The following is an 11,721-nucleotide window of genomic DNA, read 5'->3' on the forward strand; positions in this document are numbered from 1 at the left end:
GTCTCCCAACGCCCCGCCCTCACCCCGAGACACCTCACCCGCACCGAAGACCGCCTCTCATTCGTCTATCTGGAACGCTGCACCGTCCACCGCGACGCCAACGCCATCACCGCCCAGGACGCCGAAGGCACCACCCACATCCCCGCCGCCACCATCGGCACCCTCCTCCTCGGCCCCGGCACCCGCGTCACCCACCAGGCCATGAGTGTCCTGGGCGAAACCGGCGCCGCCGTCGCCTGGGTCGGCGAACACGGCGTGCGCTACTACGCCTCCGGCCGCGCCCTGACCCGCTCCTCCGCCCTGATGGAAGCCCAGGCCCAGCAGTGGGCCAACCCCCGCACCCGCCTGGCCGTCGCCCGCGCGATGTACCGCCTGCGCTTCCCCGACGAAGACCCCGCCGGCCTCACCCGACGCGAACTCCTCGGCCACGAAGGCAAGAGAGTCAAAGACTGCTACCGCGCCCAGGCCGCCCGCACCGGCATACCGTGGCGCGGCCGCCGCTACATCCCCGGCGACTTCACCAGTGGCGACGCCGTCAACCAGGCCATTACTGCCGCCGCCCAGTGCATGTACGGCATCGCCCACGCCGTCGTCACCTCACTGGGCTGCAGCCCCGCTCTCGGCTTCGTCCACTCCGGCCACGAACTCTCCTTCGTCCTCGACATCGCCGACCTCTACAAAACCCAGATCGGCATCCCCCTCGCCTTCGACATCGCCGCCCTCGGCGACGAAGACGTCGGCTCCCGCACCCGCCGCGCCCTGCGCGACCGCATCAACGAAACCTCCCTCCTCAACCAATGCGTCAACGACATCAAACAACTCCTGCTGCCGCAGACGACCGCCGTCACCCCCACAGGCGAGGACCGCGACGTGGTCATGCTCCAGAGCGACGGCGGCCACCACGTCGCCTCCGGCCTCAACTACGACGGCCCCGACGACTACGGGGACGGACTCTGGTGACCGTCATCGTCCTCACCAACTGCCCCGCCGGCCTCCGCGGCTTCCTCACCCGCTGGCTCCTCGAAATCTCAGCAGGCGTGTTCGTCGGCAACCCCAACGCCCGCATCCGCGACATTCTCTGGAACGAAGTCCAGCAGTACGCCGACCAAGGCCGCGCCCTACTCGCCCACACCACCAACAACGAACAGGGCTTCACTTTCCGCACCCACGACCACGCCTGGCATCCAACCGACCACGAGGGCATCACCCTCATTCGCCGTCCTGACCCCAACGCGCCCCGTCCATCACCGGGCACCACCTCACCTGCAGGCGCCCAGAGCCCACCAACTGGCTGGAGCAAAGCATCCAAACGACGACGCTTCGGCAGAAGCTGACAAGGAGTGCCCGCTATGAACCTTTCGCCGGAAACTGAGAACGTGGTCAGAAAGCAGCGGCGACGACTGTAAAACTGCAGGTCATTCAGTCTGCTCCCCGCACCCGCGGGGATGGTCCCCAGCTGAGTTCCCGGGCGAACGTCCAGTCCTTCTGCTCCCCGCACCCGCGGGGATGGTCCCGAAGTTCCTGTTCAGAGGCCCAGAAGGGGCGTCTGCTCCCCGCACCCGCGGGGATGGTCCCCGGGACAAGTCCAGCTACGCGGGTGACGGGCTCTGCTCCCCGCACCCGCGGGGATGGTCCCTGGCCACGGCGTGGCAGTTGCAGACCGGTGGGCTGCTCCCCGCACCCGCGGGGATGGTCCCCGAAGATGCCCGCGATTTGGGCTAAGCACTGGCTGCTCCCCGCACCCGCGGGGATGGTCCCGAGCGTTATTGCCCGGCAGGCAACACCGGCTCCTGCTCCCCGCACCCGCGGGGATGGTCCCCACAGGTCGAGATCTTCGAGCAACTGCTCAACCTGCTCCCCGCACCCGCGGGGATGGTCCCGCGGCCGTCACGATGACCGGCAACCTGCAGACCTGCTCCCCGCACCCGCGGGGATGGTCCCAGGGTGGGCTTGACCAGGGGAATCGCGGTCGCCTGCTCCCCGCACCCGCGGGGATGGTCCCGACCTGGTGAAGATCACCGGCACGCTGGAGACCTGCTCCCCGCACCCGCGGGGATGGTCCCAAGCGGCAGATCGTCTCAGCGTCGGAGCCGGCCTGCTCCCCGCACCCGCGGGGATGGTCCCGGCTTCGGTCGCGGTCGGCACTGTGCCGCAAGCTGCTCCCCGCACCCGCGGGGATGGTCCCTGGAACTGGCCGAGCTGCAGCAGCGACTCGACCTGCTCCCCGCACCCGCGGGGATGGTCCCTTCCCCACAGCTTTCAGGTTCCTCACCTACAGCTGCTCCCCGCACCCGCGGGGATGGTCCCCAGTCGATCTCGTGGATGGGGCGGTCGTCGCGCTGCTCCCCGCACCCGCGGGGATGGTCCCACGAAACTCTGCCCCGGCATGGACGCCGGGAGGCTGCTCCCCGCACCCGCGGGGATGGTCCCGGCGCGACCAGTCGCCGCTGCTGACGCAACTCCTGCTCCCCGCACCCGCGGGGATGGTCCCCACCAGGAGAAACCGCCGTCATGGGCATGTACCTGCTCCCCGCACCCGCGGGGATGGTCCCTGGGGCGGGAGCGTGGGCGCCGGTCGAGGGACCATCCCCGCGGGTGCGGGGATGGTCCCGACGGAACGGAATGGGCCCTCGATTTCTACGCCTGCTCCCCGCACCCGCGGGGATGGTCCCCACGGCGCGACGGGCTGGCGGCCTGCTCGTCCCTGCTCCCCGCACCCGCGGGGATGGTCCCCACCACACGGCGGGCAGCAACTCGCTCAAGGCCTGCTCCCCGCACCCGCGGGGATGGTCCCGTCGTCCACGCGGTGTCGCGGGTGACGACTCCCTGCTCCCCGCACCCGCGGGGATGGTCCCGTCGTCCACGCGGTGTCGCGGGTGACGACTCCCTGCTCCCCGCACCCGCGGGGATGGTCCCTGGCGGACCATGCGCACGTCGTCGGCCAGCTCCTGCTCCCCGCACCCGCGGGGATGGTCCTCCCGTCCTGGACGTGGGCCGGCATCCACGCAGCTGCTCCCCGCACCCGCGGGGATGGTCCCGACATCGAGCGCACCCGCATCGCCAACGAGAACTGCTCCCCGCACCCGCGGGGATGGTCCCCGCGAGGTCGAGAAGCGCGAGGACAAGAGGCCCTGCTCCCCGCACCCGCGGGGATGGTCCTAGAACGGTTTTCAACGACCGCGCCATGGATTGCTGCTCCCCGCACCCGCGGGGATGGTCCCCCGAACTCGCGCTCGTCGGACGGCGGTAACACCTGCTCCCCGCACCCGCGGGGATGGTCCCGCGCTCCAGTCTCAGCTGGAGGATCTCCAGCACTGCTCCCCGCACCCGCGGGGATGGTCCCAGCGGACTCACTTTCCGGGGCGGGATCGGGCTCTGCTTCCCGCACCCGCGGGGATGGTCCCGCCCCGGAGACGGGGCGGGGCGGAGCATCCGCCTGCTCCCCGCACCCGCGGGGATGGTCCCGACGTCCGGGTGATCGCCGAGGCTTTCAGCCCCTGCTCCCCGCACCCGCGGGGATGGTCCCTGGTTCAGCGACAAGTGGACGTCTATCAAGAACTGCTCCCCGCACCCGCGGGGATGGTCCCGCCGCCACCCCCGGCCCATGGGGCACCTACGACTGCTCCCCGCACCCGCGGGGATGGTCCCGGGGCACCGGAGTCGGCGAGGTGGAGGACCGGCCTGCTCCCCGCACCCGCGGGGATGGTCCCACGAGCTGCGGCTTGGGGAATCCCTGGCTGAGCTGCTCCCCGCACCCGCGGGGATGGTCCCCCGCGTGCATCGAGGTAGGCGGTGCCAGTGAACTGCTCCCCGCACCCGCGGGGATGGTCCCACGACCCCCGCAGCCTGGCGTTCGCGCACGGCCTGCTCCCCGCACCCGCGGGGATGGTCCCGCGGAGGCGCTGCGACTGCTGCGCCCGGGGATCTGCTCCCCGCACCCGCGGGGATGGTCCCGAAATGCGGCTGACGGCCGGTGAGAACGAGCTCTGCTCCCCGCACCCGCGGGGATGGTCCCTCCCCCGAGCACGCCGCCGAGCACGAGCGCCTCTGCTCCCCGCACCCGCGGGGATGGTCCCTCCCCCGAGCACGCCGCCGAGCACGAGCGCCTCTGCTCCCCGCACCCGCGGGGATGGTCCCGAACCGCCGACGACCGCGAACAAGGTCCAGTTCTGCTCCCCGCACCCGCGGGGATGCTTCTCCTGGGCGGCCGGAGTGTCCGTGTCGTCGACGGGGTGGGCTTCGAACAGAGTTGGGGTGGTGTGGAGTTCGTTCATCCGGCCCATTAGGTGGGGGAGGTAGGTGCCGTTCCAGCTGGTGCACTCGAATGCTTGCGCGATTCGCGGCCGTCGACGGGAGTTGACGCGACCCATGTGGACGGCCATGCCTCGCTCCTGCGGCCCTCAGGGCCAGGCGATGTGCGGCCGGCGAGGTCTTCCACCGGGTGGAGCCGCCAGGAACAGCACGTCGATCAAGTCCCAGGGGATGAGGTCGTGCTCGCTGGGAAAGCGGCCTGCGCTCTTGCCTCGGTCTGCGAGGATGGCGACGGCGGCCGATCCCACTAACGCTGGGGTCGGCCGCCGCCTTTCGTTTGCGGCCGTATCCCGAAACGGCCGGGGCTCAGGCCAGGTGATCGAAGGCGCCGGCCTTCGCTCCGGCCAGCATCGCGGCGATCTCGTCCCGGGTGTACACGAGCGGGGTCTGTTCGGGGCGCTTGGAGTCGCGCACGGCAATCAAGTCGCCGATCACGCCGAACTCCATGCAGTTGTCGTTGCCCCCGCTGAACGGGCTCTTCTCCCAGGCGACGCCGGAGAAGTCCAGCTCTGCGGGGTTGGGCTTGGTGTTGCTCACCTACAGCTCCTTGAGCATGTCCTTGATGCGGCTGCGGGTCTCGGGCGGGCCGAGGGCCGTGGCCCGCAGATGGTCGAAGACCTCGGTGTAGCTGCCCACATCGTCCGATCCCTCGAAGTACACCGAGTTCGTCAGATTCTCCACCCAGACCACGTCCGGGTTGGGCTCGGGGAATCCCATGAGCATGAACGACCCGTACAGGCCGGGGTGGAATCCGGCGTCGAACGGCAGAAGCTGCAGCGTGATGTTCGTGCGGGGCTCGACGTCCAGCAGGTGCTCGAGCTGTTCCTTGAGGGTGGCCGGCATCGACTCGATGCGACGGAAGGCGGCCTCGTCGATGACCGCCCACAGCTTCGGGGCGTCCTCGCGGGCCAGCAGGGCCTGGCGCTTCATCCGCACGTCCACCAGATCCTGGATCTGCTTGGCGCTCAGGTCGACGCGCATCGCGGTGATCACCTGGTGGGCGTACTCGGGGGTCTGCAGCAGACCGGGGACGAGCTGAGGTCAGCCGCCTGACGCTGCCCGGTTCTGGTGCTCGGCAGCCAGGCGGTTCTTGAGGTTCTCATACATGGCAGTCACGCGATCTCCGCTCACGGGGTCAATCAAGCAGACGGTGGCAGACTGGCGACACATAGAAGCTCCGGGTCGACTCAAACCTGCACTTCATGTGCGGTTATCGTCCTCACATGAACGACACCTTCTCCTTCGAGACCTTCTTTGAAGGCGCCAAGAAAGCTGCCCACAGGGCTATGGACGACCATGGTCGTGCCGACTACGACGAGTTCGCTCTCCATGCGGGGGTCGCTGTGGAGAAGTTGGCCAAGGCGGTTCTCTGCAACCTGAACCCGCTTTACATCGCGGGCGGCAAGGTTACTCTCTCCTCAACGAAGAAGCCCAAGATCTATACGATCACCGCTTCGGAGGCCGTGACCCGGTTGGTAAGTCTCGACATCCTGAAGAACGACAGCGCTTTGAGATTGTTGCTCGACCAGCGCAACGGCACAGTCCACGCCTCTAGCGGCGACGAGGCGAAGACCCAGATTCCGACCCTGGCAGTGAACATCAGGGCCATGCTGAAACATCTCGAGATCCCGGATAACAAATTCTGGGAGCGATGGACGAGTACGGTCGACATCGCCATCGACAGGCAGCGCAGCGAGATCGAGCGGGATGTTCAGCTCCGCATCGAGCAGGCTAGACATCGCCTTGATGATCGCCTTGAAGGGCTGCCCCTGCCCAAGAAGGTCAGGACGCCCCGAGAATCCTCTTTCACTTTCTTCTTTGCGGACGTAAATTCTGACGTCGACCAGGACGTCATCTCTGTAACTGGCAATGCGGGCTGCCCGGCCTGCCGCAGGACGGCAATCGTGAAGGCGGCACCCGACCTGACGTCACCGGAGGCTCCTATGGCCGCTGTGGCTCTGAGCTGTACGTGGTGCCAGCTCCAACTAGAGGGAGCCGAGGAGATACGGGCGTCGGGCGTCGACTTGAGCGACGCCATGGAGGTCGCATCTCGCGTCATCTACGGTGGTGATCCCGACGACGTAGAGGCGAGCTGACGCCACCTCACCAAGAGCTCTGATCCCGGCCGGAGCTCACCTCAGGCAGCATCCGAGTCGGCGGTGGCCGCGGGCATGGGCAGGGTCACGAAGCGGCTGCCTTACAGGTGTCGCGCATCATGCCCAGATCTACTCCCCGCACCCGAGGGGATGGCCCCCCCCACGAGGGGGTGTGGGCCCCGGCCGGGAGTCCTGCTCCCCGCACCCGCGGGGATGGTCCCGGCGTGGAACTCCAGCAGATCACCCTCGCTCCCTGCTCCCCGCACCCGCAGGGATGGTCCCGCCCCGTACGCGCCGACCGCGCTCTTGGCGGCCTGCTCCCCGCACCCGAGGGGATGGTCCCGTCCGGATGGTCGCGTTGACCGTGTCGAGGCGCTGCTCCCCGCACCCGCGGGGATGGTCCCGAGCCGCCTACGACCGAGAAGAGGTTCCACGACTGCTCCCCGCACCCGCGGGGATGGTCCCGGGTTCCGCTATCAGGCACTGACCCCGTCGACCTGCTCCCCGCACCTGCGGGGATGGCCCCTGCTGGAGCGTGAGCGCCAGCGTCTCGGTCCGCTGCTCCCTGCACCTGCGGGGATGGTCCCGTCTACGACCGGAACCGGACCACCCCGGCCTTCTGCTCCCCGTATCCGCGGGGATGGTCCCTACTACCTCGCCACGCCCGAGGAGATGGGTTACTGCTCCCCGCACCCGCGGGGATGGTCCCGCGGTGGACGCTGGTACCGGCGACAACACGGTCTGCTCCCCGCACCCATGGGGATAGTCCCAAGCCAGACATCTGGCCGGACCCCACGGACGGCTGCTTCCCGTACTCGCGGGGATGGTCCCCCGTTCCGCGAGCGGCTCGTGGTCAGCACGCACTGCTCCCCGCACGTGCGGGGATGGTCCTCAGGAAGGTCCAGGGTCCCACGGCATCGCCGTCTGCTCCCCGCACCCGCGGATGGTCCCGACTACCACCGCTTCGCTGGCGACCCGGCGGTCTGCTCCCGGATCTGCGGGAATGGCCTCCTCGAGGCCGTGCGTTACCTCGAGCCGCCTGGCCTGCTCCGGCCCGCACAGCGAGGTACGGGTCTACGACCCGGAGTTCGGGCGGCATCAGACGTATGGACCCGCCGAACGCATCGAGGTCCTGGCCGAGGTCGGCAGGCAACTGGGGTGGGCGGAAGCCGGGTGCGTCCTGTGGCCGGGCGACGGGCTGCTGGCCCCCGCCGATGCAGAAGAAGCCACGTGATGTCCAGGCTACGAGCCCAGCGCAATCCGAGCGGCCGCGAAGGTTCAGACACACGCCTGCCGCCCCGGGACCGGTGTCCTGGGGCGGCAGGCTGATCAACCGTTATCGCTCACGCCGGTGGCTCACAGATCCGTCCACGGGCGAGGCTTGCCGCCGGTCAGAGGTATCCACATGCTCTGGGCGGGGCCGTGCTGCTCCAGGTCTTCCAGCACGGCGGCTCCCAGGCGGACTTCGCGGGCGAGGCTCGCCACGAGCGGGTGCTGGGCCACCATCGCCTGCAGATCGCTCATCCGGTTCTCCAGCCTGGCCCGGGATGCGCCGGTAAGGACGAAGAGCACTCGGGGGAAGACCGGATACCAGCGCAGCCACGCAGGACCCGCGGTGACCGGCCTGCGCCGGCCGACGGGCTGGGCCTCGTACTGGAACAGGCGGGCGTACTCGATCAGTTTCACGGCCAGCCGCTCACTGCTCATGGTGCTGCGGTCGACTTCCACGAAGGCGCGCAGCTTTCGCCGGTGTTCGCTCTCGAGGACCGTGTAGTGCATCACTGCGTCGGCCACGACACGCTCGCCCTCGCCGATGGAGTGGGACACCTCGGGGGTCCAGTCCCAGGGGCCGTGCTCGTGGCCGAGCCGGCGGGCGTCTGCGGCGAAGGCGAGGTGGGCGCGAACGACTGCGAGCGTGTGCGGGGTTTTCAGCGACGCTGCCGTGGCCGAGGTGATGGGGTAAGGCGGCCGCCCCCGCAGGACGGGCAGGTCCCGGGTCAGCCGCGCGCCTTCCTGCGTGAGGTACCAGGCGTTGGTACGGGTCCGGTTCGCGTCCGGCAGCACCGTGCAGTCGACGAAGCCGTCGGAGCGCAGCCTGTTCAGAACACGGGACATCAACTGCCGGGTGCCGTCCGGTCGCAGCATCCGGCGCAGCTGGCTGGTGGTGGCGATGCGGTGCTGGGCGAGCCCCGCCAGCACTTGGTGGGCCAAGGGCTCAGCGGGACTCGGGGCCGGTTTCGTCGCCGGATTGCTCCGTGCGGCGCTGCTCATGAGACGTCTCCTCCTCGGCTGTGGCGGTCTCCGGCGGAGACCTCCGGTTGCTGCCGAGGAAACCCGCAGGCCCCGACCAGATCCCCCACCACGAAGCCCCGACCATGGTCACGAAGTCGAAACAGCCTCGCGCTCTACGCCAAGGCTGACATCCACGGCCCCGACCACGGGCCGAGCCCGAGCGCCAGAGCAGCTTGCTCCTGCAGGGGAGTTCGCCACCACTGCGGCAAGGGGCAGCGAGCAGACCAGGAAACGGCCGCCCCCGGGAGAAGTGCGGCGATGGCCGGTCCGCAGCAGCCTGGGCTGCTGCGGGGCGTGGTGGCGAGCCACGCCATGCCGGCCATCGTGCGACACCCGGCCCGCAAGGGACCAACGACCCGTAACCGGATGCCGCGTCTGGGGGACGGTGGGCGAAAGGGTGCTCACCGCCGGTTTCTACTTGGTGCGCTGGGCGGCCTGCTCGAGGATCCGCCGACGCGTCCACCGCCGGCGCCCGCCCTTCTCCGTGAGCGCGTCGGGCGTTTCCAGCAAGGGCAGATTGCCCTGGGACAGGCTGCTGGAGAAGCTGTTAATGCTCTTGAACCCCAGAAGTGCCGCGGCCTGTGTCGCTCCCAGGAGCTCGTCGGGGTCGCCGTCGACGGGGACGTCGGGCAGGGCGGGGGCAGTGCGCTTGGCGCCGGCGCGCTTGCCGCGGCCGGGCCGGGTGGCCATCCAGTCCAGCAGGGTCTGCACGCGCCACAGCTGTCGGCGGTAGGGGTTTTCGGTGGTGCCCAGCTCTTCGACGACGTCCGGGTCGGGGAAGTATCCGGGGTGGTCGCGGACGAAGGTGGTGACCTGGTTGGGGTTCTTGTAGCCCAGAAACCTCGAGGCCTCGGCGGCGTTCAGCAGGTCCCGCGGGTCACGGGCGGGCGGTGTGTGCTCGCGCAGGCGTGCCGGCGGGCGGTTCGTGAACCACTCGGTGACCTTCGCGTGGTCCCACAGGCGGGCGCGGCCGCGCATGTCGGCGATGTCGGGGAAGCCGTTCTTGGCGCGGTCGTTGTAGAGGCCGCTGATCCGCGCGGGCGTCAGGCCCTGTTCAGCCGCGATCTCGGCAGCGTCGGCCAGGCGAGGCTCACGGCGCGAGGTCATGGCAGAAGTGTCCGTCCTGTCGGAGGTGAGCCGGCCTGCCCGGCTCGCAACTCACATAATGGCAGGAGTTTGGGGTGGGGGTCCAGTACGATGCCCAGGTTTTCCCGGCCGGTGCGAGGAAGAAGTCATTCCTCCGGGATCAGGCACACACCGCGGCGAGCCGCGTCCTCGGCCATCTCCGAGTAGGCCAGGGCCGCCGGAGTCATCTCCCACTCGGCCAGGGCGAGCAGCACGACCAGCTCGTCGCGCCCCTGGGATGCATCGCACGGCATGCCGGCCGCGGTCACGGCCGCCACCAGATCCCCGCCGGACAGCCCGGCGAAGCGGGCCGCCACCGTGTCGCGCAGGTCGGCAAACCCCTGCTGGTACAGCTCGCTCGCTTCGCGCAGGAGCAGCACAAGGTCCTCGTCGTGGGTGGCTGGTGCGGCCGCGGCGAGGTCGAGGATGCGCTGGGTGGTCGTCATCGTCATCAGTATGCCCTTCAAGAAAGATCAGAGGCTTGCGGGAAATCTCAGGGCGGAGCGGCATAGCCGTCGCACGGCGATCGTCGTGTCCGCCGGGCCAGGTCGGGCTTCTTGCGGGGCTTCTCCTCCAGCGCTGCGCGGACCTGCTCCTCGAGGGCGGTGAACTCTGGGCCGTCGTCCGGACAGACCACCCCGGGGTCGGGCGCTCCGCAGGCCGCAGGGTGCCGGATCAGATCGGTGATGCGCCAGTCGATGCGGAAGCTGTCGCCTCCGACCTGTTCGACCTCGGCGTACAGGTCGGCAAGCCGCGGCCGCCGGCCGATGGAGAGCAGAACGTCGTGGCGGGAGGCGAAGACGCACAGCGAGCACGAGCAGCGGGAGGTTCCGGTCCAGTCGCTCGCACCCGGCGCCGAGTCGTATGTCCAGCAGTACGGCACCGGCGCGTAGGTGTGCCACTCCTTGACCGCGTCGGTCGACCAGTCCTTGACGGGCAGCCACTCGTCGACGATGCGCGCACTGTTGGCCTGCACCGTGCGGAACGCCGCCCGCTTCTTGCGGTCGGGCCCCTCGCTGCTGTCCGCGCACACGAGCTTCGCCTGCTCATGCCACCTTTGCAGACCGGTGTGGAAGTCGGCGTCCAGCGCAGCCCGCACCGCCAAAGCGGTGCTCACAGCCTGCGCACAGGATGGATCTTCTGGAACCTCCTCCAACCTGGCCAGCTCCGATTCACCCGAACTCATAGCCGGAACCTGGTCGGCGCCCCGGCTAGTTCGGAACGGGCGCCGCACCAAAGCACTCAGTCCTGCCCACGCTTGTTGGCCAGCTTCACCACCGGCACCCCCCGCCAGAGCTGCCAGCAACGCGACCGAAATCGGATCCACTCGGCATCACCTTCCGTATCCCTGCTTTCACCGTGAGTGGACGTTCTCGGGGCGCCTACGGTTCTGTTGTCAGCCGCATGCGTAAGCGGAATCTGCAGGGGCTTCGATGAGGAAGCTTTCTCCTGGTTCGTTGCGCCCTGGACGGTGGAGGCTCGGCCCCCATTCCGCAGGTTCTGATGGGTGTGGCTCCTTTGGAGGGACACCGTGACCTGGGAGTTCGTCAGTTTGATCACTCACGCCATCGTCGGCTGCCGAGACGTCCTCGCAGGTGACCGGGACCAGGGGCGCGGAGATCGCGTCCGGGAGAGTCGCAGCTCAGACCGTAGGGCTCCCAGAAGCCCGGAACGAATGGGCAGTGCCTGGCTATAGGTAGTTTCCGCCGTTCACGTCTCCGGATCCGCCCGCCCGCCTAACATGCCGTCAGTGAGACGGGGGGCTGCGCGATGAGCAACACGTACGACGGCGATCACATCCACATCCCGGACGGCGAATTCCACGGCCCGGTCACTGGCAAGGTCATCCACAACCACCACCACGGCTCCGTACCGAACGCCACCTCCGCCCCTCCGC

At 69.1% G+C, this 11,721-nt stretch carries 9 protein-coding genes, 1 pseudogene and 2 CRISPR repeat arrays; of the genes and pseudogenes, 4 read left to right on the forward strand and 6 right to left on the reverse strand.

All coding sequences use genetic code 11. From position 1 onward, the window contains the following. Positions 1-960: type I-E CRISPR-associated endonuclease Cas1e (gene cas1e, locus FNH09_RS39755; RefSeq protein ID WP_152894742.1), on the forward strand; the 960-nt coding region annotated here is incomplete at its 5' end. Next, positions 957-1,334, forward strand: a complete 378-nt coding sequence (cas2e, locus tag FNH09_RS39760) for a type I-E CRISPR-associated endoribonuclease Cas2e (RefSeq protein ID WP_162469796.1) — start codon at positions 957-959, stop codon at positions 1,332-1,334. The genes cas1e and cas2e, both read left to right, overlap by 4 nt. A 90-nt stretch (positions 1,335-1,424) precedes the next feature. After that, positions 1,425-2,553: direct repeats of the CRISPR family, unit length 29 nt; unit sequence CTGCTCCCCGCACCCGCGGGGATGGTCCC. Positions 2,554-2,643: 90 nt separating this feature from the next. Beyond that, a CRISPR array of direct repeats spans positions 2,644-4,198; the repeat unit is 29 nt; unit sequence CTGCTCCCCGCACCCGCGGGGATGGTCCC. 419 nt (positions 4,199-4,617) lie between these two features. On the opposite strand, the gene FNH09_RS39765 is transcribed toward cas2e, so the two are convergent. Further along, entirely contained in the window at positions 4,618-4,848 is a 231-nt protein-coding gene (locus tag FNH09_RS39765) for a DUF397 domain-containing protein (protein WP_162469797.1), read from the reverse strand. Next, a pseudogene (locus tag FNH09_RS39770) lies at positions 4,849-5,340 on the reverse strand (DUF5753 domain-containing protein); the annotation flags it as partial. A 194-nt stretch (positions 5,341-5,534) separates the two neighbouring features. On the opposite strand from FNH09_RS39770, the gene FNH09_RS39775 reads away from it, so the two are divergent. Both FNH09_RS39775 and FNH09_RS39785 read left to right on the forward strand, forming a co-directional pair. Then, positions 5,535-6,407 (forward strand): hypothetical protein, encoded by an 873-nt coding sequence (locus FNH09_RS39775; RefSeq protein ID WP_152894744.1) that lies wholly within the window; start codon positions 5,535-5,537, stop codon positions 6,405-6,407. Between the two features lie 1,003 nt (positions 6,408-7,410). Continuing rightward, positions 7,411-7,641 (forward strand): hypothetical protein, encoded by a 231-nt coding sequence (locus FNH09_RS39785; RefSeq protein ID WP_152894746.1) that lies wholly within the window; start codon positions 7,411-7,413, stop codon positions 7,639-7,641. Positions 7,642-7,763: 122 nt separating this feature from the next. On the opposite strand, the gene FNH09_RS39790 is transcribed toward FNH09_RS39785, so the two are convergent. From FNH09_RS39790 to FNH09_RS50355, 4 genes are all read right to left on the reverse strand, one after another. After that, complete coding sequence (locus FNH09_RS39790) at positions 7,764-8,678, reverse strand: replication-relaxation family protein (RefSeq protein ID WP_152894747.1); 915 nt, start codon at positions 8,676-8,678, stop codon at positions 7,764-7,766. Positions 8,679-9,113: 435 nt separating this feature from the next. After that, positions 9,114-9,806, reverse strand: a complete 693-nt coding sequence (locus FNH09_RS39795; RefSeq protein ID WP_152894748.1) for a hypothetical protein — start codon at positions 9,804-9,806, stop codon at positions 9,114-9,116. 125 nt (positions 9,807-9,931) lie between these two features. After that, a complete protein-coding gene (locus FNH09_RS39800; RefSeq protein ID WP_238427386.1) occupies positions 9,932-10,270 on the reverse strand; it encodes a hypothetical protein in 339 nt (112 codons plus the stop codon). A 47-nt stretch (positions 10,271-10,317) separates the two neighbouring features. Further along, a complete protein-coding gene (locus tag FNH09_RS50355; RefSeq protein WP_202919855.1) occupies positions 10,318-10,941 on the reverse strand; it encodes a hypothetical protein in 624 nt (207 codons plus the stop codon). Between the last annotated feature and the right edge of the window lie 780 nt (positions 10,942-11,721).

It is taken from the genome of Streptomyces adustus (assembly GCF_009377175.1).
GTDB lineage: Bacteria > Actinomycetota > Actinomycetes > Streptomycetales > Streptomycetaceae > Streptomyces > Streptomyces adustus.

Excerpts from the sequence above, each read along its gene's own strand:
- FNH09_RS39800 (WP_238427386.1), bottom strand. The coding sequence starts at position 10,270 with ATGACGACCACCCAGCGCATCCTCGACCTCGCCGCGGCCGCACCAGCC.
- FNH09_RS39795 (WP_152894748.1), bottom strand. The coding sequence starts at position 9,806 with ATGACCTCGCGCCGTGAGCCTCGCCTGGCCGACGCTGCCGAGATCGCG.
- FNH09_RS39775 (WP_152894744.1), top strand. The coding sequence starts at position 5,535 with ATGAACGACACCTTCTCCTTCGAGACCTTCTTTGAAGGCGCCAAGAAA.
- FNH09_RS39790 (WP_152894747.1), bottom strand. The coding sequence starts at position 8,678 with ATGAGCAGCGCCGCACGGAGCAATCCGGCGACGAAACCGGCCCCGAGT.
- FNH09_RS39785 (WP_152894746.1), top strand. The coding sequence starts at position 7,411 with ATGGCCTCCTCGAGGCCGTGCGTTACCTCGAGCCGCCTGGCCTGCTCC.